The organism is Curtobacterium pomorum (genome assembly GCF_044497295.1).
In the GTDB taxonomy this organism is placed as follows: domain Bacteria; phylum Actinomycetota; class Actinomycetes; order Actinomycetales; family Microbacteriaceae; genus Curtobacterium.
Genome location: NZ_CP172409.1, coordinates 437463 through 460231 on the forward strand (window position 1 = coordinate 437463; position 22769 = coordinate 460231).

General features: G+C 70.8%; 23 protein-coding genes. 14 read left to right on the top strand and 9 right to left on the bottom strand.

Going from position 1 to position 22769, the window contains the following annotated elements:
- Positions 1 to 74: 74 nt before the first annotated feature.
- A complete protein-coding gene (locus tag ACGH48_RS02195; protein ID WP_396290020.1) occupies positions 75 to 773 on the bottom strand; it encodes a DUF6882 domain-containing protein in 699 nt (232 codons plus the stop codon).
- Between the two features lie 9 nt (positions 774 to 782).
- Positions 783 to 1877: a GNAT family N-acetyltransferase gene (locus tag ACGH48_RS02200; protein ID WP_396290021.1), complete on the bottom strand. Its 1095-nt coding sequence runs from the start codon at positions 1875 to 1877 to the stop codon at positions 783 to 785.
- Between the two features lie 89 nt (positions 1878 to 1966).
- Between ACGH48_RS02200 and dcd the strand changes: the two genes are divergently transcribed.
- From dcd to ACGH48_RS02215, 3 genes are all read left to right on the top strand, one after another.
- Positions 1967 to 2554 carry a dCTP deaminase gene (gene dcd, locus ACGH48_RS02205; protein ID WP_111085408.1) on the top strand — a complete coding sequence of 196 codons (588 nt, stop codon included), beginning with the start codon at positions 1967 to 1969 and terminating at the stop codon, positions 2552 to 2554.
- A gap of 121 nt (positions 2555 to 2675) precedes the next feature.
- Positions 2676 to 3191 carry a helix-turn-helix domain-containing protein gene (locus tag ACGH48_RS02210; RefSeq protein ID WP_185021238.1) on the top strand — a complete coding sequence of 172 codons (516 nt, stop codon included), beginning with the start codon at positions 2676 to 2678 and terminating at the stop codon, positions 3189 to 3191.
- A complete protein-coding gene (locus ACGH48_RS02215) occupies positions 3188 to 3535 on the top strand; it encodes a DUF86 domain-containing protein (protein ID WP_123310579.1) in 348 nt (115 codons plus the stop codon). The genes ACGH48_RS02210 and ACGH48_RS02215 overlap by 4 nt, the downstream gene beginning before the upstream one ends.
- A 162-nt stretch (positions 3536 to 3697) precedes the next feature.
- Here ACGH48_RS02215 and ACGH48_RS02220 read toward each other — a convergent pair whose 3' ends face one another.
- The 7 genes from ACGH48_RS02220 to idi form a co-directional block, all read right to left on the bottom strand.
- On the bottom strand, positions 3698 to 4801 hold the full coding sequence (locus tag ACGH48_RS02220) for a sugar-binding protein (RefSeq protein ID WP_123310577.1): 1104 nt from the start codon (positions 4799 to 4801) through the stop codon (positions 3698 to 3700).
- A gap of 52 nt (positions 4802 to 4853) precedes the next feature.
- Positions 4854 to 6146 carry a multiple monosaccharide ABC transporter permease gene (gene mmsB, locus ACGH48_RS02225; protein ID WP_123310575.1) on the bottom strand — a complete coding sequence of 431 codons (1293 nt, stop codon included), beginning with the start codon at positions 6144 to 6146 and terminating at the stop codon, positions 4854 to 4856.
- The gene (gene mmsA, locus ACGH48_RS02230; RefSeq protein ID WP_396291149.1) at positions 6143 to 7666 is read right to left on the bottom strand and encodes a multiple monosaccharide ABC transporter ATP-binding protein; all 1524 of its coding nucleotides are present in this window, start codon (positions 7664 to 7666) and stop codon (positions 6143 to 6145) included. Before mmsA ends, mmsB begins: the two co-directional genes overlap by 4 nt.
- Positions 7667 to 8033: 367 nt before the next feature.
- Positions 8034 to 9053 carry a LacI family DNA-binding transcriptional regulator gene (locus ACGH48_RS02235; protein ID WP_396290022.1) on the bottom strand — a complete coding sequence of 340 codons (1020 nt, stop codon included), beginning with the start codon at positions 9051 to 9053 and terminating at the stop codon, positions 8034 to 8036.
- A 160-nt stretch (positions 9054 to 9213) separates the two neighbouring features.
- The gene (locus tag ACGH48_RS02240) at positions 9214 to 11199 is read right to left on the bottom strand and encodes a CshA/CshB family fibrillar adhesin-related protein (protein WP_396290023.1); all 1986 of its coding nucleotides are present in this window, start codon (positions 11197 to 11199) and stop codon (positions 9214 to 9216) included.
- Positions 11200 to 11241: 42 nt separating this feature from the next.
- A complete protein-coding gene (locus ACGH48_RS02245; RefSeq protein ID WP_123310569.1) occupies positions 11242 to 12306 on the bottom strand; it encodes a magnesium and cobalt transport protein CorA in 1065 nt (354 codons plus the stop codon).
- 271 nt (positions 12307 to 12577) lie between these two features.
- Entirely contained in the window at positions 12578 to 13120 is a 543-nt protein-coding gene (idi, locus tag ACGH48_RS02250; protein ID WP_111085474.1) for an isopentenyl-diphosphate Delta-isomerase, read from the bottom strand.
- 21 nt (positions 13121 to 13141) lie between these two features.
- Here idi and ACGH48_RS02255 point away from each other — a divergent pair, with 21 nt between their 5' ends.
- The 11 genes from ACGH48_RS02255 to ACGH48_RS02305 all read left to right on the top strand — a co-directional run bounded on the left by ACGH48_RS02255 (position 13142) and on the right by ACGH48_RS02305 (position 22764).
- Positions 13142 to 14200 carry a polyprenyl synthetase family protein gene (locus ACGH48_RS02255; protein ID WP_123310567.1) on the top strand — a complete coding sequence of 353 codons (1059 nt, stop codon included), beginning with the start codon at positions 13142 to 13144 and terminating at the stop codon, positions 14198 to 14200.
- The gene (locus tag ACGH48_RS02260) at positions 14197 to 15135 is read left to right on the top strand and encodes a phytoene/squalene synthase family protein (protein WP_260232926.1); all 939 of its coding nucleotides are present in this window, start codon (positions 14197 to 14199) and stop codon (positions 15133 to 15135) included. Before ACGH48_RS02255 ends, ACGH48_RS02260 begins: the two co-directional genes overlap by 4 nt.
- A complete protein-coding gene (gene crtI, locus ACGH48_RS02265; RefSeq protein ID WP_260232925.1) occupies positions 15132 to 16772 on the top strand; it encodes a phytoene desaturase family protein in 1641 nt (546 codons plus the stop codon). Before ACGH48_RS02260 ends, crtI begins: the two co-directional genes overlap by 4 nt.
- Complete coding sequence (locus ACGH48_RS02270) at positions 16772 to 17104, top strand: lycopene cyclase domain-containing protein (RefSeq protein WP_123310565.1); 333 nt, start codon at positions 16772 to 16774, stop codon at positions 17102 to 17104. Before crtI ends, ACGH48_RS02270 begins: the two co-directional genes overlap by 1 nt.
- Positions 17101 to 17499, top strand: a complete 399-nt coding sequence (locus ACGH48_RS02275; RefSeq protein WP_396290025.1) for a lycopene cyclase domain-containing protein — start codon at positions 17101 to 17103, stop codon at positions 17497 to 17499. The genes ACGH48_RS02270 and ACGH48_RS02275 overlap by 4 nt, the downstream gene beginning before the upstream one ends.
- A complete protein-coding gene (locus ACGH48_RS02280) occupies positions 17496 to 18422 on the top strand; it encodes a prenyltransferase (protein WP_123310561.1) in 927 nt (308 codons plus the stop codon). Before ACGH48_RS02275 ends, ACGH48_RS02280 begins: the two co-directional genes overlap by 4 nt.
- Before the next feature lie 305 nt (positions 18423 to 18727).
- Complete coding sequence (locus ACGH48_RS02285) at positions 18728 to 19771, top strand: Gfo/Idh/MocA family protein (RefSeq protein ID WP_123310559.1); 1044 nt, start codon at positions 18728 to 18730, stop codon at positions 19769 to 19771.
- A gap of 200 nt (positions 19772 to 19971) precedes the next feature.
- Positions 19972 to 20487 carry a hypothetical protein gene (locus ACGH48_RS02290; protein ID WP_123310557.1) on the top strand — a complete coding sequence of 172 codons (516 nt, stop codon included), beginning with the start codon at positions 19972 to 19974 and terminating at the stop codon, positions 20485 to 20487.
- Positions 20488 to 20491: 4 nt separating this feature from the next.
- On the top strand, positions 20492 to 21523 hold the full coding sequence (locus ACGH48_RS02295; protein ID WP_123310554.1) for a YihY/virulence factor BrkB family protein: 1032 nt from the start codon (positions 20492 to 20494) through the stop codon (positions 21521 to 21523).
- Between the two features lie 43 nt (positions 21524 to 21566).
- Positions 21567 to 22058, top strand: coding sequence for a VTT domain-containing protein (locus ACGH48_RS02300; protein ID WP_260688148.1), 492 nt, complete (start codon positions 21567 to 21569; stop codon positions 22056 to 22058).
- Between the two features lie 10 nt (positions 22059 to 22068).
- The gene (locus ACGH48_RS02305; RefSeq protein WP_396290026.1) at positions 22069 to 22764 is read left to right on the top strand and encodes an SDR family oxidoreductase; all 696 of its coding nucleotides are present in this window, start codon (positions 22069 to 22071) and stop codon (positions 22762 to 22764) included.
- Positions 22765 to 22769 lie beyond the last annotated feature (5 nt).

The following is a 22769-nucleotide window of genomic DNA, read 5'->3' on the forward strand; positions in this document are numbered from 1 at the left end:
ACCGCGGACCCTCCATGGTAGGCGGGTCGGTCTGGAGGAGCGGTGTCAGTCCGCAGCGCGCGCTGCGGCCCGCCTCAGGCTCTCGCCGACGACCCCTGCAGGTCGCGGATCCGGCCCAGCTCGTCGAAGTCGACCGTGATGGTCCCGTCCGCCAACGTCAGCGTGCGCCCGTCCCAGGGGACACCGCGGAGCGACGCCCAGCTCCCCACGGCGCGGCGGTGGTCGCGCACCTCGGTCGTCTGCAGGCCCTCACTGAAGACCCGCACCATCCGGGGGACCGTCGGCGGCACGAACAGGACGTCCTCGAACAGGACCCACAGCCGGGAACCCCCACCGACGTGGCCGCCGAAGCCGAACCACGAACCGGTCGCCAGCCGTGCCGCGATCGACATGTCCCACGCGAACTCGTACCCGGCGTCTGCGGCGTCGGCCTGCCGGTGCTCGCCGAACGGGACCTCGCCCTGCACGAGTTCCGGGACACCGAGCCGTTCGCCCAGCGCGCGGGTGGCGTTCGCGGCGGCGAGCACCGACGCGGGGTACTGCGACGGGTTCGCCCAGCCCCAGAGCCAGGTGCGCGGCCCCGGTGCGGCCGACCCCAGGAGCTGGATGCGGAACTCACCTGGGTGCGGCCCGACGAACTGCAGGGTGCCGGCGGCGAGGTCGACGTTCCAGCGTTCGTGGTCGTCGTACCGGTCGGCGAGCTGCAGCTGCGCCTCCCAGGCCAGGAAGACCCCGTCGCTGACCAGATCGTCCAACCCCCGTGAGCGTGCCATGGGGGAACCCTACGCCGGGCGGTGTTCCCAGATCCCCTCGCTGCCGACGCCGACGAACCCGACGGCCTCGTTCACGTCGAGCATCGGGCGGTTCTCCTCCGCGTTGAACGTGATGATCGAGGGGTGCCCCGGGTGGTCGCGCTCGATCGTCTCGATCCCGACGACCTTGAGCAGCCAACCGAGCCGGTGCCCCCGGTGCTCGCGCAGCACCAGAGTGTCGCCCTGCATCACGGGCTGGACCACGGGCCCGGGGACGGCGAGCTGGGTGAAGCCGACCAGCGATCCGGACGGCATGTCCTCCACGGCGACGGTGCGCATCGTGCGCGGGCCGTCGTCGAGGTGCTGCTCGTGCGTCCGGAGCCGATCGACCGTCCAGGCGTCCTCGGGCTCGGCCATGTCACCGGACGGGGCGTCGGTGCTCATCCGGGTCAGGAGGATCGCGACGTCGGTCTGCCACCGGAGCGGAGTCGGTCCGGCCCACGTGTGCACGCGGTACCGGTCGCCCGCTGCCCGGGTCGCCGCGGCGCGGATGCCGGCGAGGGCATCCGGGTCGGCGGGCAGCTCCAGCCGGCTGATCCGGTTCACCTGGCCGAACCGCCAACCCCGGCCCGCCAGGAACCGGACTCCCGGCTCGTCCTCGGGCACGGCGCCGTACCCGGTGGGTGCACGGAGGAAGCCGGGGCCGGATGCCGCCCCGACGTGCCGGGAGACGGCGTACGTCTTCCACTGCGTGCGACCCTGCTGCCGGGCGACGTCCTCGACGTACCCGGCCAGGAGCGTGCCGATCCCCCGGCGTCGGTGCTCGGGCGCGACGCTGACCGCGAGCCAGCAGTTCGGGGCGTCCGCGGTGGCCTTCGAGTCGTACGAGCCGGCCCCGACCGCGGTTCCCTCGTCGTCACGGACCAGGAACAGTCGGCTGGGCGCGTCGGGGTCGATCAGGTACGGCAGTTGTTCCTCGGGGGTCCAGAGCAGCTCCGGTAGTCCGGTGATCGACACCTCGGCGCGGTTCTGCACGTCGACCCACTCGCGGAACGCCTGCACGGTCCCCGGGTCGTCGTCCATCGTGGCGGGGACCACGAGTTCGTGGACGGTGTACGCGGTCATGTCGGTTCCTCCCGGCGGTGCGACGCCGCCCGGCCCCGGACAGCCTCGCAGCATATCGGCGGGGGTCCGCTGCCGCTAGGCTGCACGGCGTGCTGCTCTCCGATCGCGACATCACCGCCCAGCTCGCCGAGGGCCGGATCGGTCTCGACCCCCACGACGCCTCGCTCGTCCAGCCGTCGAGCATCGACGTCCGGCTCGACAAGTTCTTCCGGCTGTTCGACAACCACAAGTACCCGCACATCGACCCGGCGGTCGACCAGCCCGACCTGACCCGGCTGGTCGAGACCGACCCGGACGAAGCGTTCGTGCTGCACCCCGGCGAGTTCGTGCTCGGCTCGACGTACGAGGTCGTCACGCTGCCCGACGACATCGCCGCGCGGCTCGAGGGCAAGAGCTCGCTCGGCCGCCTCGGGCTGCTGACACACTCGACCGCCGGGTTCATCGACCCCGGGTTCTCCGGCCACGTCACGCTCGAGCTCTCGAACGTCGCGACGCTGCCGATCAAGCTCTGGCCCGGCATGAAGATCGGGCAGCTCTGCTTCTTCCAGCTGTCCAGTCCCGCCGACAAGCCGTACGGCTCGGCCGAGTACCAGTCGCGGTACCAGGGCCAGCGCGGCCCGACGCCGTCGCGTTCGGCGCAGAACTTCCACCGCGCGGACGTCTCAGCGCGCCCCTGACCGCGGTTCGCCCGACCCGGAACGACTCCACGGACGTCGCACGACATCGATGTCGTCGAACCGGGTCGAGGACTCGCGTCATCCAGCGGACGAAATGTCGCATTCTGTGTATCGTTGCAGCATGTCCGCAGTCCCTCCACGTTCGGCGCCGACGGTGTCGGCGGCCGCGCTCATCCGCGATGCCCGAGAACGCGCCGAACTCACGCAGGTGCAGCTCGCCCGGCGGGCCGGTGTCACGCAGAGCGTCATCAGCACGTACGAGAACGGCCGGCGCGAACCCTCGCTCGCCGCGCTCCAGCGCATGCTCCGGGCCGCGGGCTTCACCACGTCGATCGACCTGCTGCCGGTCGAGGACCCGCCACCCCTGCGCGAACGCGTCGCCGCCGCACGGCAGGACCTGATCACCGTCGTCGAGCGGTTCGGCGGTCGGAACCCGCGCTTGTTCGGCAGCGTCGCCCGTGGTGAGGACGGCCCGGGCAGCGATGTCGACCTGATGATCGACGTCGACGCGGGGCTCGGCATCTTCGCGCTGATGCGGATCCAGGACGCCGCCGAACGGCTGCTCGGCGTGCGCGTCGACGTCGTGGACGCCGCCGGCATGAGCCCCGAGGTCGTCCGCCGCGCGGTGCCGCTGTGAGCCAGGACCCGACGACGCACCGCCTGGTCCGGGACCGACTCGACGACGTCATCGGTGCGTGCGAGGCGATCCGGCGCTACGTGGGGGACGCGCGCCTGCCGGAGGACCTGGTGCACGACGCGGTCCGGATGCGCCTGGTCGAGATCGGCGAGGCGGTCCGCGTCCTGCCGAGCACCGTCACCGCGAGCGAGCCGGACATCCCGTGGTCGCGGGTGTCCGACCTCGGCGAACGCCTGACCCGGCGCTACTTCGACACCACCCGCGCGGTGGTGTTCGGCACCGCCCACACCGACGTGCCGCACCTGGCGGAGGCGGCGCGTCGGTTGCGCGCGACCCGGTCCTGACCCGGCGGGTCGCGCGGGCACCGGACGTGCGTGCACGGCGGACGGGAGGCACGGATCCCGACGTGCCCCGGGCCTCCCGTCCGACCGTGGCCGGCCCCAGGACGACGCAGGACGGCCCCGTCTCGCCGAAGCGAGACGGGGCCGTCCGTGGTGCTGGGGAGATCAGCCCTTCTTGGCGAGCTCCTCGAGGGTGTCGTTGCCCTTGTAGGCCTCGACGGCGTTGTCCTTGGTGACCAGGACCGGCGTGAGCTCGATCGCGGGGACCGTCTTCTTGCCGTTGTAGTTGTTCGTCTTGTCCATCTTCGTGTCCGGCTTGTCGCCCTTCGACAGCGTGGAGACGAGGTCGACGGCCGCCTGGGCCTCCTTCGACGTGTCCTTGAAGATCGTCGAGTACTGCGTGCCCTTCATGATGAGCGGGATGGACGCGGTCTCCGAGTCCTGGCCCGTCACGACGGGGTTGTCCTTGCCGGCGGCCTTGGTCGCGGTGAGGATCGCACGGGCAAGGGTGTCGTTCGGCGACAGGACGCCGTCGAGCTCGGTGTCACCCGTGTAGTACTGCGAGAGCAGGTCGGTCATGCGCGACTGGGCCTTCTGCGCGAGCCAGCCCTGCGTGACGACCTTCTGGAACGTGGTCTGGCCGGAGACGACCTTGATCGTGCCGTCGTCGATCTTCGGCTGCAGGACGTCCATCGCACCGTTGAAGAACACGGTCGCGTTGGCGTCGTCCGGCGAACCGGCGAAGAGCTCGACGTTGTACGGCTTGTCGCCCTTCTTCTCCTCGAGGCCCTTGAGCAGCGCCTCGGCCTGGAGCTGGCCGACCTTGAAGTTGTTGAACGCCACGTAGTAGTCGACGTTCTTCGTGTTCAGGATGTTGCGGTCCCAGGCGATGACGACGGCGCCGCGGTCCTTGGCGGACTTGACCTGCGCGGTCAGCTGCGAACCATCGGCGGCACCGATGATGACGGCCTTGGCGCCCTTGGTGATCATGCCCGAGATCTGCGACTGCTGGTCCGGAACGGGGTTGCCGGCGTTGGCGTACTGGATGTCGGCCTTGAAGCCGGCGTCCTCGATGGACTTCTTGAACGCGGCACCCGCGAGGACCCAGTTCTGCGAGGTCTTGGCCGGCAGGGCGACGCCGATGAGGTCGCCCTTCTTGATGCTGCTGGTGCTGCCGGCGTCGTCGGACGAGCCGCGTGCCGAGCAGCCGCTGAGGGCCAGGCCCGCGACGAGTGCCAGACCGATGCCAGCGATGAGCTTCTTGCGCATGAGATTGCTTTCTCTTCGTTGAGGTGGTGGTGCTGTGAGGGGAAGGGTTGGACTAGGGGAGGGTGATCTTGTCCGGCTGGTCCTCGATGGACCGCGGCTGCTGGGCGGCCACCGTGTTCTGCTCGGTGTCCTTCCGCTGGAACTGCCGCAGCATGCCGCCGATCAGGGACGGACGACCCTGCGACTTCGAGTAGACGTCGAAGGCGACGGCCACGAGGAGGACCAGACCGCGGATGATCTGCACCTGGTTGGACTCGAGGCCCATGAGCTGCAGACCGTTCGACAGCAGCGCCATGACGAGACCACCGATGATCGAGCCCGAGATCGTGCCGACGCCACCGGCGACCGCAGCACCACCGACGAACACGGCGGCGATCGCGTCGAGCTCCCAGCCGGTGCCGTCCGCGGGGCCCGAGGCGCCGGAGTAGGCGACGAACACCATGCCCGCGATCGCGGCGAGGATCGACATGTTCATCATGACGAAGAAGTTGACCCGTCGCGCCGAGACACCGGACAGGACGGCGGCGTTGGCGTTGCCACCGACGGCGTAGACCTGGCGACCGAAGATCGTGTTCTTCGTGACGAAGCCGTAGATGATGGTCAGGACACCGAGGATGATCGCGACGATCGGGACCGAGGTGCCGACCGGGCCGGCGCCGAACAGGTACGTGGCGACGAGCGTGACGGCGACCAGGATGCCGGTGCGGACGATCGAGACCCACAGCGGCGGGACCTCGGCCTGCATCTTCCGGCGGCGGGCACGGCCTCGGGCCTCGATGATGATGAGCGCGAGGATCGTGACGAGGCCGATGAGGAGCGTGCCGTTGCTGAAGCCGAAGTCGGGGCCGAAGTCACCGAGGAAGCCGGCACCGATCGGGGTGAAGGCGTCCGGGACGGGGACCGACGTCGAGTTGCCGATGATCTGGTTCACACCACGGAAGATGAGCTGACCGGCCAGCGTCACGATGAAGGCCGGGACCTTCACGAACGCGACCCAGAAGCCCTGCCACGCACCGATCAGGGCACCGCACGCGAGACCCAGGATGATGGCGGCCCACACCGGGAAGTCCCACACGGCCATGGACTGCGCCACGACGATGCCGACGACCGCTGCGACCGAACCCACCGACAGGTCGATGTGCCCCGCGATGATGACCATGACCATGCCGAGCGCCAGGATCAGGATGTACGAGTACTGCAGGAACAGGTTGATGACGTTGGTCGGCTCGAGGATGAGCCCGTTCGTCGTGACCGAGAAGAAGACCAACAGCACGATGAGGGCGATGATCATGCCGTACTGGCCGATGCTGTTGCCCTTGCCGAAGAGCAGTTTCAGGTTGTTCATGAGGCGGTGGCGCCCTTCCGCGCGGAGGTCATGCTGCGCATGAGCGATTCGGGATCGGCCTGGTCGGCCGGGAGGTCAGCGGTGATCTGACCCTCGAAGATGGTGTAGATCCGGTCGGAGAGACCGAGGAGTTCGGGGAGCTCGGACGAGATGAGGATGATGCCCTTCCCCTCGGCCGCGAGCTGCTGGATGATGCCGTAGATCTCGAACTTCGCGCCCACGTCGATGCCGCGGGTGGGTTCGTCGAGGATCAGGATGTCCGGGTCGGTGAACATCCACTTGGACAGGACGACCTTCTGCTGGTTGCCACCGGACAGCTTGCCGACGTTGTCCTCGACGCTCGGCACCTTGGTGCGGAGCATCTTGCGGTACTTCTCGGCGACGGAGTACTCCTCGAGCGAGTCGACGACGCCGACCTTCGAGATCTTCTTCAGGTCGGCGGCGACCGTCGAACGCTTCACCGTGTCGAGCAGGTTCAGGCCGAGCGCCTTGCGGTCCTCGGAGACGTAGCCGAGGCCGTTCTCGATCGCCTGCTGGACGTTCGTGACCTTGATCTCACGGCCGTCCTTGATGATCTGGCCGTCGAGCCAGGTGCCGTACGAGCGACCGAACAGGCTCATCGCGAGCTCGGTGCGTCCGGCGCCCATCAGGCCGGCGAAGCCGACGATCTCACCGCGGCGGACGTGGAAGTTCGAGCCCTTGCAGACCAGACGTGACGAGTCGAGCGGGTGCTGCACGGTCCAGTTGCGGACCTCGAAGAAGGTCTCGCCGATCTTCGGAGTGCGGTCCGGGAACCGGCTCTCGAGCGAGCGGCCGACCATGCCGCGGATGATGCGGTCCTCGTTGACGCCGTCCGCCTTGACGTTGAGCGTCTCGATGGCCTTGCCGTCGCGGATGATCGTGATCTCGTCGGCGATCTGCTCGATCTCGTTGAGCTTGTGGCTGATGATGATGCTCGCGATGCCCTTGGCCTTCAGCCCGACGATCAGGTCGAGCAGGTGCTGCGAGTCGTTCTCGTTGAGCGCGGCGGTCGGCTCGTCGAGGATGAGGAGCTTGACGTCCTTGTGCAGGGCCTTCGCGATCTCGACGAGCTGCTGCTTGCCGACACCGAGGTTCTTGATCTGCGTGTCCGGGTCGTCGGCCAGGCCGACGCGGGCGAGCAGGTCCTGCGCACGGAGCTGTGCGGCGGTCCAGTCGATGCGCCCGAAGCGGCCGGGCTCGTTGCCGAGGAACAGGTTCTCGGTGATCGAGAGCTCCGGGATGAGCGCCAGCTCCTGGTGGATGATGACGATGCCGGCCTGCTCGGACTGCTTGATGTTCGAGAAGCGGACTTCTTCGCCCTCGTAGACGATCTCGCCGCTGTAGGTGCCGTAGGGGTAGACGCCCGAGAGGACCTTCATCAGGGTCGACTTGCCGGCGCCGTTCTCGCCGCAGATCGCGTGGATCTCGCCGGCGCGGACGCTGAGGGAGACCTCGGAGAGCGCCTTCACACCAGGGAACTCCTTGGTGATCGAGCGCATCTCGAGGATGGTCTCGGGTGCGGTGATCGACCGGGTCTCGAGTCCGGTGTCGATCGGGTGTGACGCCACAGTGCATCTCCTTCTGCCGCTGCGATGCGGCAGTTCTTCGGGTGGTTCTGCTGCGGCAGCGAATGGGCGCAGGTGGCCTGCGTGGACTTCGTTGTCGCGTCCGGTGTCCTGCTCGTGTGACGCTCATGTGAACGGTCACATCGGCTGGACGGAGGTAATTTACGCACAGCCCCGGTGCGGCTGTCAATTCGGATTGGTCGCGTTTCCGTAACGGCCTGCGTGATCTGGCGGAAGCAGGCCGATCACGTCCCCCGCGTTGGGGTGATCGTGCGGAGTCCCGCACGTTCCACCCGTCGGGTCAGCGGCTGCGCGGGGCTCCCGTGGACGCACGCACGACGAGCTGCGGGACGATGTCGATGGGGCGGAGCAGCTCGTCGTCGCCCGGCAGGAGCAGGTCCACGCACCGGCGTCCGAGCTCCGCGAAGTCGACCTGCACCGTGGTGAGCGGCGGCCAGTAGTGCTTCGCCTCGGGGATGTCGTCGTAGCCGACCACCGACAGGTCGCCCGGCACGTCGAGCCCGTAGGAGCGCGCTGCGTGCATGACGCCCAGGGCCATCTGGTCGTTCGAGCAGAAGACCGCGGTGCAGTCCCGCCACCGCAGGAGTTCACGGCCGGCGTGGTAACCGAAGTCCGCCGTCCAGTCGCCCAGGATCGGCGGGACGACGGACATGTCGCGGTCGGACATGGCGCGCAGGAAGCCCTGCATGCGGGCGTCGGCCTCGATCCAGTCCTGTGGGCCTGCGATGTGCCGGATGTACTCGTGGCCCAGGTCGAGCAGGTGCTCGGTCGCGAGTCGCGCGCCCTCCATCTGGTCGACCCACAGGGCCGTCGGGTCCTCGCCGACACTGGCCCGCATCGTGACGTACGGCGTGCGGATGCCGAGTTCCTCGATCAGGTCGAACACCCGCTGCTGGGGTGCGATGACGACGATGCCCTCGACGTCGAGGTCGAGCAGGTGCCCGAGCCCCTCGCGCACGGCGGTGTCGGTCGCCTCGGCGATGTTCGCCGTCGTCACCGAGTACCCGCGGAGCATGGCCGCGTCCTCGATCGCCTGCAGCGCGACCGCCGGGCCGTAGTGGGCGCGGCGAGCGGTGAGGACGCCGATCGTGTGGGTCCGGCTCGTCACCAGGGCCCGCGCCGCACGGTTCGGCCGGTACTGCAGCTGCTCCATCGCCGCCAGGACCTTGTCGCGCGTGGCGTCGCGGATGGCGTCGGAGTTGTTCAGCACCCGCGAGACGGTCTGGTGGGAGACGCCCGCGATCCGTGCGACGTCACGGATGCTGGGCGAACGCGGTTGCTGTGCCCGCGATGACGCCATTGCTGCTCGTTTCCGCCCGGGTCCGTGGCACATCGATGTGCACGTTCACATTCCGGGCCAGATCATTATGCACTGCCGTGCGCTGCACGCCAGCCCGACGCCGTCGGCCGTGGCCTCCGGTGCGTGCAGACTGCGCGCCGGGGGAGCGGCAGCAGTTGCCTCAGCCCCGAGCCGTGCGGCGCCGGACCACCAGGGCACCGCCGAGCAGGACCGCCAGGACGGCGAGGCCACCGAGCGGCAGGAGCGCCCCGGACGCCCCGGTGAAGGCGAGCGACCTGATCGGCCCGGCCGGGTCCGACGGGGCCGACCCCGGCGGGACGGCCGCACCGGCGGGCGGTGCGGGTTGCGCGGTCGGCGACGCCGTGGGAGACGCGCTCGGCACGGGAGTCGGTGTCGGTGCGGCTGCGGGCAGCGCCACCTCGGCCGCGGCCCGGACCGACGGTGCCTCGCCGAGCGCCGTGGTCGGCGTCGCGACGACCGACACGGGAACGGTCCCGGCGGCGTCCGGCAGGGGGACGTCGACGGTGACCTCCGCGTCGGCGCCCGGCTCGAGGTCGGGCGCGGCGACCGGCTCGGCACCTGGGACCGTCACCGTGACGTCGGTCAAGGGCACGGTCCCGGGGTTGTCGACCTCGACGACGACGTGTGCGTCCGGGCCGTCGACGGTCGTGTCCGTGACCACGACGGCGACCTGCGGTCGGTCGACGCCGACCTCGGCGGTCGCAGTGACGGACGGGACGGTCGTGCTCGTGCCGGTCACCACGGCATCGGCGGTCGCGGTGTTCGTGACGACCCCGGCGGTGACGTCGTCGTCCGTGAGGATGGTCGTCGCGCCGCTCCGGCACGTGGTCCGCTCGCCGGGGGCCAGGGCGGTGGCCGCACAGGTGATCGGGCCGAGGGTCGGGTCGTCGACGGACAGGTCGGAGAGCGGGACGCGGCCGGTGTTCTCCGCCGTGAGGATCCACGCGACCCGGTCGCCGGCGTCGACGAGGCGGTCGCCGTCCACGTCCGTGGCGGTGCCCTGCTTCGTCAGGGTGAGCCCCGTGGGCAGGGCCGTGTTCGTGATCGTGCAGGCCACCGCGTCGCCGACGCCGACCGCGACGGAGACGGATGCCCCGACCCCGGTGCCGGCCGGCAGGTCCGCCGCCGCCGCACCGTTCCGGGTGCAGGACCACGACGGGTCGCCGTAGCGGGCGACGTCGGTCGTGCCGAGCGGTGTCTCGGAGAAGGTCAGGGGCGTGCCGTCCGCGGGGACGAGCAGCGTGACCTCGCCCGTGGAGACGCTGCTCGAGCCCGTCGTGTCGGCTGCGGCGACCGGCCGGCCGGCCGCGTCGACGACCGCTGCGCGGAAGGCGTCGCCGCCGAACCCGTCGACGATCTGCTTCGTCAGGGAGACCCGGGACACGAGCACGCCGAAGGCGACGCCCTCGCGGCCGCCGCGGCTCGCCATCGTCTGGCTGAAGGTCGACGGCTCGCGGGTCGCCACGATCGCCGTGCCGGTCGGGGTTCCGCCGTTCCCCGTGCAGGTCACGGTCGTGGTGCCGATGCCGGTGAAGCCGCCGCCGCACGCGGTCCCGCGCTCGTCGACGCCGTCCGGGCGCATCGTCAACGACGTGATCGGCGCATCCGACGTCCACGTGATCGACTCGCGTGCGGCCGTCTCCTCGGCGTCGGCGCCGACGAGCGACCACCCGGTGACCGGGGTGCCGGTGGCGTCGGTCACCCGGACGTCGGCCAGGGTCGCCGTGGTGGTGGTGGCGGCGGCCTGCTGGTACAGCGCCGGCCGGACGGCGGGGTCGATGCCCGTGTAGTGCCCGCGGTTGCCGAGCCACGACCCGACGTAGGTCGGCAGGCGGACCGGTGCGACCGCTCCGCCGGTCACCGTCACGGTCGCCGCCAGCCGGTACCCGCCGGGGAGCTGCAGGTCGAGTTCCTGGCCCTCGGGTGTGCCGGCGACGGCCTGGTCGAGCGAGCTCAGGTCGAGCCAGCAGAGGGTGTCCGCGTACGTCCCGGTGCCGGGGTCCGCGAAGTCGCAGCCGGGTGCGGCCGGAGCGGCGGCCGCCGTGCTGGTGGGCATCGCGGCCGCGACGAGTGCGGTCACGGTTGCGAGCACGGCAACGACGCCGCGGATCCGACTGGTCCTCATGGCGATGACGATAACCACGGGCCGGGCGGTGTGTCCGGATCGTCAGAGCCAGTTGCGCTTGCGGAAGATCGCCCAGAGCACGCCCATCAGCGCGAGCATGCCGAGGATCGCGACCGGGTAGCCGTACCGCCAGTGCAGTTCCGGCATGTGGTCGAAGTTCATCCCGTAGACGCCGGCGATCAACCCGGGCGCGAACAGGATCGCCGCCCACGAGGAGATCTTCTTGACCTCTTCGCCCTGCCGGTGTGCCGCGCGGGCGAGCTGCCGGCTCTCCTCGCCCTGGGCCAGGCTGGCGCTGGTCATCCGGCGCATGGCCTCGTTCTGCTCCTGCGACACCAGGGTCGCGTGCAGCGTCAGGGCGTTCTCGAGCAAGGACCGGAACGAGTCGACCCGCTCGGTCACGCGCAGGGCGTGGTCCAGCACGTTCCGCAGGCGGTGCTGCACCTCGTCGTCGACGCCGTACTTGTCGGCCCCGCGCAGCAGGCCCTTCACCATCGCCGGCACCGGCTTCGTGGCGCGCTGGAACGAGAGCACCTCGCTGAGCAGCTGGTAGATCCGCTTCGAGACACCCGGGTCCACCTGTCCGGCGAAGAGCTGGTCCTCGATGGCGTCGATCCCGTCCTGCAGGACCTCGACGACCGGCGCGTAGCCGTCCACGACCTCGTCGAGCACCGCGGCGGTCACGGCCTCCGACCCCAGCGCCAGGAACTCGGGGTCGGCCTCGACCTGCGCGCGGAGCGCCGCGAGGTCGGGGCGCTCGGCGTGCCGGACGCTCACCACGAACCGGTCGCCGACGAACAGGTGCACCTCGCCGAACTCGACGGTGCCCTCGGACTGGTCGAACCAGGCCGGCCGGAGCACCAGGAACAGGGTGTCGCCGTAGCGCTCGAGCTTCGCGCGCTGGTGTCCCTTGCGGGCGTCCTCGACGGCGTTCTCGTGCAGGTCGAACTCGGTCGCGACGGCGTCGAGTTCCTTCGGGTCGGGGCGGAGCAGCCCGATCCACGCCAGGTCGCAGCGGGGGACCTGGTGGCGGGCGCCGAGCGCCAGGGTCGAAGGCGACTGGACGCGACGTCCTTCGACGTAGATCGCGTTGTCGATCATTGCCATGCGCGTGCTCCTCGTGGTCGGGGAGCAGGCAGACGCGATGCCGCGGCGGACCGCGGCGGGCGGAGGAGATCTAGGACACGGGCGCGGCGGCGAGGGGGAGGGGCTGCCGGCCCGCGCGAGGATGGTCACCCGACATCGCGCCTCACCTGCCCTTCTCGTCTGCGTCGTTCGTTGGTCCTGCAGCGGCGCCCAGGGCGCTGCCGACGGTCGAGCGTACGCCCGCCGGCGCGCCCCGACAACCCGACGGTCGACGGGTGCGCGTGCGCCCGGGTCAGCGAGTGATGTGCAGACCCGCGGCTTCGAGTTCGGTCAGCTGCCAGCCCAGCCAGGGGCTCCAGCCGAACGGTGCACCGGCGACGGCGGCCCGCAGGGAGTCCTCGGAGACCCACGCGTACTCGGCGACCTCGTCGTCCGCGGGGGCGGGCAGGTCGTCGGTGACGGCGCGGAACACCGGGCAGACCTCGTTCTCGACGATGCCCGAGGCGTCGACGGCGCGGTACCGGAAGTCGGGCAGCACGAGTTCGACGTCGCGCACGGTGATGCCGAGTTCGCGCGAGGCACGGCGGGCGATGGCGTCCTCGAAGGACTCGTCGGGGCCGGGGTGCCCGCAGAACGTGTTCGTCCAGACACCGGGCCACGTCTTCTTCGACAGGGCGCGACGGGTCACCAGCACGTCCCCGTCGGTGTTCCGGACGTGGCACGAGAAGGCCAGGTGGAGGGGCGTGTGGTCTGTGTGCACCGTGAACTTGTCCGCTGTGCCGATCGGGGTACGGTCGTCGGCCAGCAGGACCACGGTTTCCGGGAAAGCGCTCATCTGCACCGATAGGTTAGGCCAATGAGCGAGGAAGCGGCCACCGTGGCGCACATCGACCTCGCGCTCGTCGACGACTGTCTCGAGCGCTTCTTCGTCGTGTCCTCGGCTCGTGCCGCGCGCTACGGCCGTCCGTCCGAGGAACTCTGGCGGGTGCTCCGCAAGGCGAGCATGGGCGGCAAGCGCTTCCGGCCCCGCATGGTCCTGACCGCGTACCTCGGCCTCGGCGGGGACGACGTGCACGCCGCTGCGCACGTCGCCGCCGCCTACGAGCTCCTGCACACCGCGCTCGTGGTGCACGACGACGTCATCGACCGCGACTGGGCCCGCCGCGGCCAGCCGAACGTCGCCGGGTCCTACCGAGACGCCGGCACGACCGGCGGTCTGCCGCTCCCCACCGCCGAGCACCGGGGCATGAGCGCCGCCGTGATCGCGGGCGACCTCGCGCTCTCCGGCGCACCGCGGTTCATCGAGTCCGCGGGGGTGACGGGGGAGCGCCGTGGTCGCCTGCTGGAGCTGCTGGACGAAGCCGTGTTCGCCAGTGCCGCCGGCGAGATGACCGACGTCGACCTGGCCCTCGGCGTGATGCCGACGGTGGACGAGGTCCTGGCGATGGAGCGTGCGAAGACCAGCGTGTACTCGTTCGAGGCGCCGCTGCAGTCCGGGGCCGTGCTCGCCGGCGCGCCCGAGACCGTCGTCACCGCGCTCGGCGCCTTCGGCCGCGAGATCGGCATCGCCTACCAGATCGTCGACGACCTGCTCGGGGTGTTCGGCGACGAGACCACCACCGGCAAGAGCGTGCTGGGCGACCTGCGCGAGGGCAAGCGGACCATGCTCATCGCGTACGCGGCGACGACGGACTGCTGGCCGGACATCGCTCCTTACCTGGGCGACCCGGACCTGACCGAGGAACGCGCGGCCGAACTCCGTGCGACCCTGGTCACCTGCGGCGCCCGTGCCGCAGCCGAGTCCCGGATCGCCGACCACGTCGCACTCGCCCGTGCCGAGCTCTCCGGACTGCCGTACGACCTCGCCGACCGCCTGGAGGGCCTCGTGACCGAACTCGTGGAGCGCGCCCGGTGACGACCGAGACCACCCGGACCGGCAGCGCGCCGTCCGGTCGGCTGCCCCTGTACGACGCCACGGCCGAGGCCGCGTCGAGCGTCGTCATCGACCGCTACTCGACGTCGTTCGGTCTGGCGAGCCGGTTGCTCGCCAAGGACGCCCGCGAGCACATCCGGAACGTCTACGCGCTGGTGCGGGTCGCCGACGAGGTCGTCGACGGTCCCGCGACCGAGGCGGGTCTCGACCCCGACCTGGCTCGGACGGTCCTCGACGAGCTCGAGGCCGACACCGAGCGAGCGATCGCCCTCGGCTTCTCGGTGAACCCCGTCGTGCACGCGTTCGCCCGGACCGCGCGGGTCACGGGCTTCGGCGCGGAGCTCACGAAGCCGTTCTTCGCGTCGATGCGGATGGACCTGGAGCGCACCGAGCACGACGACGCCTCGTTCGACGCCTACGTGTACGGCTCGGCCGAGGTCGTGGGGCTGATGTGCCTGCGGGCCTTCGTCCACCGCGCCGGCCGACCGACCTTCGACCAGGCAGAACTGGTCGCGGGGGCCCGTGCGCTCGGCGCCGCGTTCCAGAAGGTGAACTTCCTGCGGGATCTCCACGCCGACTTCGAGGTGCTCGGTCGCTCCTACTTCCCGGGGGTCGACATCCGTTCGTTCGACGAGGCCACGAAGGACCGGCTGGTCGCCGACGTGCAGGCCGACCTCGACCACGCGGCCCGGACGATCCGCCTGCTGCCGTCCGACGCGCGCAATGCCGTCGGGCTCGCGCACGCCCTGTTCCAGGAACTCAACGACCGCATCGCGCGCACGCCGGCGACGCGTCTGGTGACGACGCGCGTGCGCGTCCCGAACCCGGTCAAGGCCCGCCTGGCCGCACAGGTGCTCGCCGGACGCGCCCCCGTGCGGTCGAAGGCGGCCACCCGTCAGCCAGGAGGCTCGTCATGACCCCGCCCCGCGCCTCCCGTCCGGAGGCCGCCGCCTCCACCACCCGGCGCAAGGTGCCGGCGCGGCGCGCCGTCGTCATCGGCGGCGGCATCAGCGGACTGGCGTCCGCCGCGCTGCTCGCGCGGGACGGCTTCGCCGTGACCGTGCTCGAGCAGCGCTCGCAGCTCGGCGGCCGTGCCGGTTCGTGGGAGCGTGACGGCTTCCGGTTCGACACCGGGCCGTCGTGGTACCTCATGCCCGAGGTGTTCGACCACTTCTTCCAGCTGCTCGGCACCTCGGCCGACGCCGAACTCGACCTGGTGAAGCTCGACCCCGGGTACCGCGTGTACAGCGAGGGCAACGACGAGCCGATCGACCTGCGGGCCGACGCCGAGGCGAACATCGCGCTGTTCGAGTCCGTCGAGCCCGGAGCCGGCAAGCGCATCCGGAAGTACCTCGCCTCGGCCGAGGACACCTACGCGATGGCGATCCGGCGGTTCCTGTACACGACGTTCCAGGACCTCACGAAGCTCGCCGCGCCCGACGTGCTCCGTCGTCTGCCGAAGCTCGCGCGACTCCTGCTGCAGCCGCTGTCGTCCCGTGCCGCCTCGGCGGTCAAGGACCGGCGACTCTGGCAGATCCTCGGCTACCCGGCGGTCTTCCTGGGCACGAGCCCGTACGCCGCTCCGAGCATGTACCACCTGATGAGCCACCTCGACCTCGCCGACGGGGTGCTCTACCCGAAGGGCGGCATCACCGAGGTGATCGCCGCGGTCGAGCGGGTGGCCCGCGCCGAGGGCGCGAAGATCATCGCCGGCGCGAAGGTCGAGCGGATCGTCGTCGAGGACGGCGTCGCCACCGGCGTCGTCCACCGCGACCGCGACGGCGTCCAGCACACCGCCCCGGCCGACCTGGTCGTGAGCGCCGCGGACCTGCAGCACACCGAGATGCAGCTGCTCGACCGCGAGCACCGCACCCACGGCGCCGAGCACTGGAAGACCCGCGACCCCGGGCCGAGCGCGGTGCTCGTGTACCTCGGCATCGACGGACCGACCCCCGGCCTGCTCCACCACACGCTCGTCTTCACCGAGGACTGGAAGGCGAACTTCGGCGCGATCTTCGGCAAGGACCGGCACGTGCCGGACCCCGCGTCGATCTACGTCTGCGCGCCCTCGGAGACGGACCCGTCCGTCGCGCCCCGCGGCTCGAGCAACCTGTTCATCCTGGTGCCGCTGCCCGCCGACCTGTCCATCGGCAAGGGCGGGATCGACGGCGCGGGCGACTTCGAGGTCGAGCAGATCGCCGACCGCGCCATCGACGTCGTCGCGGAGCGTTCGGGTGTCCCCGACCTGCGGGACCGCATCCGGGTCCGTCGGACGATCGGTCCGCGCGACTTCGCCGACGACCTCAACGCGTGGAACGGGTCGATGCTCGGCCCCGCGCACACGCTCAAGCAGAGCGCGTTCTTCCGTGAGAAGAACGCGTCCGCCAAGGTCGAGGGGCTGTACTACGCCGGGGCGTCCACGATCCCGGGCATCGGCTTGCCGATGTGCCTGATCAGCGCCGAGGTCCTGCTCAAGCGCATCCACGGGGACACGAGCACCGAACCGCTGCCCACCCCGCTCGGCACCCCGCGGAACCGGGCCGGCACCGTCTGATGCCCGGGCTGTACCTCGCCGGCCTGGTCGTCTCGCTGGTCGGGATGACCGTGCTCGACGCCCGCTTCCGGCTGTTCTTCTGGCGGGCACCGTGGCGTGCTGCGGCCGTCATGGTCGTCGGCGTCGCCTTCTTCATGGTGTGGGACGTCGCCGGTGTCGCGTTCGGCATCTTCTTCATCGGCCCGCAGAACCTGCTGACCGGGGTGCTCCTGGCGCCCGAGGTGCCACTCGAGGAACTCTTCTTCCTGCTGCTGCTCTGCTACTCGACGATGGACCTGGTCGGGTTCGTCCGGCCCGTCGTGCAGCGCGCGACCGATCGGCGGCGCGCGTGAACGGCACCGGGGCGTACGCGCTCCTCGCCCTGCCGTTCTTCGGCGTCACGGCCGTCGTGGCCGTGCTCGCCGGAGTAGTCGCCGCTCGCCGGGCCCGAGCGGCGGGCCGGCGGCCTGCGGTCGGGCGCCGGGTCGCGGCGCTCACGTCGGTGATGGCGGGCATCGCCCTGCTCGTGATGACGATGGTGTTCGACAACGTCATCGTGACCCTGCGCATCGTCGCCTACGACCCTTCGCTCATCAGCGGGGCGAAGATCGGCGCGATCCCGGTCGAGGACCTCGCGTACGCGATGGCGGCGATCGTGCTGCTGCCCAGCCTGTGGGTCCTGTTCGACCGGACCGGCGCGCGCCCCGCGACCGACCCGACCACCGCACCACCGGAGGACACGAAGTGAACGCCAGCACCGCCTCCAGGCCGTCGACCCTGCGCGCCCTGTTCGTGTCGTCCCGACCGATCAGCTGGGTGAACACCGCCTACCCGTTCGGTGCCGCCTACCTGCTCGGCAGTGGGGTCGGGGTCGAGGGCGGCGGCGGGTTCTCGCTCGTCGCGTTCCTGGTCGGCGTCGTGTACTTCCTGGTGCCCTACAACCTGGCGATGTACGGCATCAACGACGTCTTCGACTACGAGTCCGACCTGCGCAACCCGCGCAAGGGCGGCGTCGAGGGTGCCCTGCTCGACAAGAGCGTCCACCGCACCACCCTGTGGGCCGTCGTCGTCACGAACGTGCCGTTCCTGGTCGCGCTGGTCGTGCTCGGCGCGGTGAGCGGGAACGGGCCGTGGTCGTGGCTCGTCCTGGCGATCAGCGTGTTCGCGGTCATCGCGTACTCGGCGCCGGGGCTGCGGTTCAAGGAGAAGCCGTTCCTCGACTCCCTCACGTCGTCGACGCACTTCGTGTCACCAGCGATCTACGGCCTCGCGCTCGCCGGCCCCCACTGGACCGGTGAGCTCGTCGCCGTCTGCATCGCGTTCTTCCTGTGGGGTGTGGCCTCGCACGCGTTCGGCGCCGTGCAGGACGTCCTGGCCGACCGGGCCGGCGGCATCGGCTCCGTCGCGACCGTCATCGGTGCGCGGGCGACCGTGCGCCTCGCGTTCGTCGCGTACCTGGTCGCCGGCGTCGCGCTGCTGTTCTCGGCGTTCCCCGGGCCGATCGCCGCCGTCGTCGTGATCCCGTACGCGCTCAACGTGCTGCCGTGGTGGAACATCACGGACCAGGGGGCCGAGGCCGCGAACGCCGGGTGGAAGCGGTTCCTCTGGATCAACTACCTGGCGGGATTCATCGTGACGATGGCCCTCATCGCCTACGCCTTCACGCACTGAGCGCTCCGCCTGCCCGCCCGCCCCGCCCGCCCCGCCCGCCCGTCCGCTCCGCTCCGCTCCGGGTTCCGAAATCTCGGCATCTCGGCGCCGCGGAACGCGTTCCGTGGAACCTCGGCGCCACGCGCACGGCGAGTCGTGGAACCTCGGCGCCACGCGCACGGCGAGTCGTGGAACCTCGGCGCCGCACACCTCGGCGCCACGCGCACGGCGAGTCGTGGAACCTCGGCGCCGCCGTACGCAGCCCTGACAGACTGGACGGACGCGCCACGGGAGTCGTGACGCAGCAGCCACGAAGGAGTGCACGCATGACGGTCCGGATCATCCACGTCGGTCTCGGAGGGTGGGGCGGCAACTGGGCCCGCACCGCCATCCCAGAGGTAGCCGAAGTAGAGGTGGTCGGGCTCGTCGACCCGGTGCCGGCGACGCTGACCGCCGTGCAGCAGGACCTCGGGCTGCCGGAGTCCGCCGCGTTCGCGTCCCTGACCGAGGCGCTCGCCGGGGTCGACGCCGACGCCGTCGTCATCACCGCGCCCGCCGTCACGCACGTGCCGCTCGCGCTCGAGGCCCTGGACGCCGGCAAGCACGTCCTGGTCGAGAAGCCGTTCGCCAACACCACGGACGAGGCCGTCACCGCCGTGCGCCGTGCCGAGGAACTCGGGCTCGTGCTGCAGGTCAGCCAGAACTACCGCTGGTACCCGGCACCGCGCGCCGTCCAGGACCTGCTCGCTGCGGGCACCGTGGGCGAGCTGTCGGCGATCAACATCGACTTCCGGCAGTGGGACAACGACCTGGCGTTCGAGGAGCACCCGCACTACAAGTTCCCCCACGCCATGATCAACGACATGGCCATCCACCACTTCGACCTGCTCCGGATGGTCACCGGGCAGGAGGCCGTCCGGGTCTTCGCCAAGGCGACCTTCCCGTCGTACAGCAAGTACCAGGACGAAGCCATCGCCTCGATGATCATCGAGCTCGACGGCGGCCTGGTGGTCAGCTACCGCGGCAGCTGGCTGAGCCGTGGGCCCCGCACGGCGTGGGCCGGCGAGTGGAGCATCCAGGGCGAGGACGGCGAGCTCTGGTTCACCAGCCGCGACGGCGCGCCGAACGCGATCGACGGCGACGTCGTCACCCTCCGCCGGACCCAGGACGACGAGGCCGAGCCCGTCGAGCTGCCCGTGCTCGAGCACACCGACCGCCAGGGCGGACTGCAGGCCTTCGCACGCTCGGTCGAGGGTGGTCCCGCACCGGCCACGAGCGGCCGCGACAACCTGCGCAGCCTCGCGCTGATGGAGGCCGCCACCCGCTCGGCGGCCAGCGGCCAGCCAGAGGACGTCGTCGTCCCGTCCTGACCGCACCGGCTGACGGACGGGAGGCGCGTTACGGGCCCGCACCGGGCCTCCCGTCCGCCGTGGGGTCGCGCCCACTGCCGCGAAAGCGACGGTCTGCCGCGGAACGTTCGCGGCGGACTGTCGCTCTCGCGACACGGCCCGCGTGACCGCGCCGCGGCCATCTGGGCGCGCCCCCGGCGCGGACGTGTAGAAACTGGGGAATGGCCAAGGACAGTCTCCCCGAGCTCGAACTCGCGAACGTCCGCACGCGTGAGCGCATGACCGACACCGTCACCGAACTCAAGCGCCGTGCGAACCTCCCCGCGCGGGCACGTCTCGCCGCTGCGAAGACCCGCCAGCGCTGGCACCGCGACCCGACCCCGCTCGTCGCGATGGGCATCACCGGGCTGACCGGTGTCGCGGCGATCGTCCTCGGCATCGCGCTGCGGAACCGCCCTGCTGGGCACCTGGCCGCGCCGCCGGCGAGTTCGGCCTTCACCGCGCTGCTGCCATTCGGCGCGCGCGGCGACGCCCCCTCCGCCAAGGAGCAGGCGCAGTCCGGCCGCAAGGGCCGCAAGGCCCGCGCGAAGGCTGCCGAGGAGGCGCTCGAACGCGATCCGGCGCACAAGGCCCGGGTCAAGCAGCAGGTCGGCATCAGTGCGGTGCAGCGACGAGCGAACAAGAACCGCAAGGCAGCGGTGAAGCGGTCGAAGCAGGCCCTGAAGGCGCGGGGGTAGTCCGATGGCACAGGAACAGCAGAAGCCGGACCCGGACGACTCCCGGAAGCCGGACAACCCCACCGACCTCACGAAGCCGACGCTCGTCTACACGCTCAAGAAGACGTTGCGCGAGTTCTCGAGCGACCAGTGCACCGACCTCGCAGCAGGCCTGACGTACTACACGGTCCTCGCGCTGTTCCCCGGACTGCTCGCGATCGTCTCGATCCTCGGTCTCGTGTCGAACCCATCGGACACCATCACGTCGCTGCTGGACGTGGTCCGCAACGTCGGCGGCGGCCAGGTCGCGGACCTGCTCCAGGACCCGATCGAGGGACTCGTCCGCTCGCCCGCTGCCCCGGTCACGTTCATCGTCGGTCTCGTCGGTGCCCTCTGGTCGGCCTCCGGCTACGTCGGCGCCTTCGGCCGGGCGATGAACCGGATCTACAACGTCCGCGAGGGGCGTCCGATCTGGAAGCTCCGCCCGACGATGCTCGGCGTGACGCTCGCGACCGTCATCCTGCTCGTCCTCGGACTGCTGACGCTCGTCTCCGGTCCGCTCGCCCGCAGCTTCGGTGACGTCATCGGCCTCGGGGACGTCGCTGCGACGGTGCTCCTCATCGTGCAGTGGCCGATCCTGCTGATCATCGCGATCGTCGTGGTCGCGGTGCTCTACTACTGGTCGCCGAACGTCAAGCAGCCGAAGTTCACCTGGGTCAGCGGCGGGTCGATCCTGGCGCTCCTCATCTGGATCATCGCGAGCGTCGGCTTCGGCTTCTACGTCGGGAACTTCTCGAACTACAACGCCACCTACGGCTCCCTCGGTGGGGTCATCGTGTTCCTGCTGTGGATCTGGATCACGAACAACGCGCTGCTCTTCGGCGCCGAGTTCGACGCCGAGATCGAGCGCGGCCGCGAGCTGCAGGCGGGCATCCGGGCAGAGGAGGACATCCAGCTCCCCGAGCGCGACACCCGTCAGATCGAGAAGCAGGACGAGAAGCGCGCGCAGGACGTCCTCGAGGGGATCCGGATCCGGCAGGGCGCCGACGGCGACTGACCCGCGGGGCGTTCCTCCGGGCGGAGGCGTTACGGTGCGAGGCGTGCCCGACTTCCTCGAGGGACTGCCGTTCCGGTGGCTCGTCCTCGCGCTCTTCGCGATCGTGTTCTGCCGCGCGCAGGCCACGTACTGGGTGGCGCGACTCGCGGTGACGGGGGCGTCCCGCTCCCGTTGGGGCGGCTGGCTGCACTCGCCGGCGGTCCGCCGTGGTTCGACGCTCCTCGAGCGCTGGGGACTGCCCGTGGTGACGGTGAGCTTCGTGGTCGTCGGTCTGCAGACGGTGATGAACGCCGCCGCTGGCCTGGCCCGGGTGGCGTGGTGGCGGTACACGATGGCGATGGTGCCGGGCTGCGTCGCGTGGGCCTTCCTCTACGCGACCGTCGGACTCGCGGTGTTCTGGGCGGTCGTGGCTGCACTCGCCGGTTCGCCGTGGGGCATCGCAGCGGTGGCCGTCCTGGTGGTCACGGCGGTCGTCGCGGTGACGGTTCTCCACAGATCGCGGAAGCGGACGGGAGGCCCGGCCCGGCTTCCGTAGGCTGGCCTCCGTGACGACTTCCCTGACTGCAGATCGTCCGGTCGCCCTGGTGACCGGTGCCACCCGCGGCATCGGCCGCGCGATCGCCGCCGACCTCGGCCGCACCCACCACGTGCTCGTGGGTGGCCGGTCCGCCGACGCGGTGGACGCCCTCGTCGCGGAGCTGCCGAGCGCGGCGCCGTTCGTCGGTGACCTGGGCGCGGGCGAGTTCCCCGCGCTGCCCGAGCGGCTCGACGTGCTCGTGCACTCGGCCGGCGTCGAGCAGGGCACGACCGTCGCCGACACCCCGCGTGCCGTGTGGGAGCAGGTCTTCGCGACGAACGTCTTCGCCGTCGCCGAGCTCACCCGGCTGGCGCTGCCCGCACTCCGGACGGCGCGGGGCATCGTCGTGCCGATCAACAGCGGTTCCGGGTTCCACTCCGGCCCGGGTGGTGGCGTGTACGCGGCGTCGAAGTTCGCACTGCGGGCCTTCGCCGACGCCCTGCGAGAAGAGGAGCGGGCGAACGGCGTGCGGGTGTCGAGCGTGCACCCCGGACGGACCGACTCGGACATGCAGCGGCAGCTCGTGGCGAAGCTCGGGGAGCCCTACGACACCGACTACTACCTGGCACCCGAGGACGTGGCCGCCGCGGTCCGCACCGTCGTCGACCTGCCCGAGCGCGGCACCGTCGAGTCGCTCGCGATCCGACCGACCCGACGGCGCTGACCGCG

Coding starts and splice junctions, on each gene's coding strand:
- ACGH48_RS02195 (WP_396290020.1), bottom strand. CDS start 773: ATGGCACGCTCACGGGGGTTGGACGATCTGGTCAGCGACGGGGTCTTC.
- ACGH48_RS02200 (WP_396290021.1), bottom strand. CDS start 1,877: ATGACCGCGTACACCGTCCACGAACTCGTGGTCCCCGCCACGATGGAC.
- ACGH48_RS02210 (WP_185021238.1), top strand. CDS start 2,676: ATGTCCGCAGTCCCTCCACGTTCGGCGCCGACGGTGTCGGCGGCCGCG.
- ACGH48_RS02220 (WP_123310577.1), bottom strand. CDS start 4,801: ATGCGCAAGAAGCTCATCGCTGGCATCGGTCTGGCACTCGTCGCGGGC.
- mmsB (WP_123310575.1), bottom strand. CDS start 6,146: ATGAACAACCTGAAACTGCTCTTCGGCAAGGGCAACAGCATCGGCCAG.
- mmsA (WP_396291149.1), bottom strand. CDS start 7,666: ATGCGCTCGATCACCAAGGAGTTCCCTGGTGTGAAGGCGCTCTCCGAG.
- ACGH48_RS02235 (WP_396290022.1), bottom strand. CDS start 9,053: ATGGCGTCATCGCGGGCACAGCAACCGCGTTCGCCCAGCATCCGTGAC.
- ACGH48_RS02240 (WP_396290023.1), bottom strand. CDS start 11,199: ATGAGGACCAGTCGGATCCGCGGCGTCGTTGCCGTGCTCGCAACCGTG.
- ACGH48_RS02245 (WP_123310569.1), bottom strand. CDS start 12,306: ATGGCAATGATCGACAACGCGATCTACGTCGAAGGACGTCGCGTCCAG.
- idi (WP_111085474.1), bottom strand. CDS start 13,120: ATGAGCGCTTTCCCGGAAACCGTGGTCCTGCTGGCCGACGACCGTACC.
- ACGH48_RS02255 (WP_123310567.1), top strand. CDS start 13,142: ATGAGCGAGGAAGCGGCCACCGTGGCGCACATCGACCTCGCGCTCGTC.
- crtI (WP_260232925.1), top strand. CDS start 15,132: ATGACCCCGCCCCGCGCCTCCCGTCCGGAGGCCGCCGCCTCCACCACC.
- ACGH48_RS02270 (WP_123310565.1), top strand. CDS start 16,772: ATGCCCGGGCTGTACCTCGCCGGCCTGGTCGTCTCGCTGGTCGGGATG.
- ACGH48_RS02285 (WP_123310559.1), top strand. CDS start 18,728: ATGACGGTCCGGATCATCCACGTCGGTCTCGGAGGGTGGGGCGGCAAC.
- ACGH48_RS02290 (WP_123310557.1), top strand. CDS start 19,972: ATGGCCAAGGACAGTCTCCCCGAGCTCGAACTCGCGAACGTCCGCACG.
- ACGH48_RS02295 (WP_123310554.1), top strand. CDS start 20,492: ATGGCACAGGAACAGCAGAAGCCGGACCCGGACGACTCCCGGAAGCCG.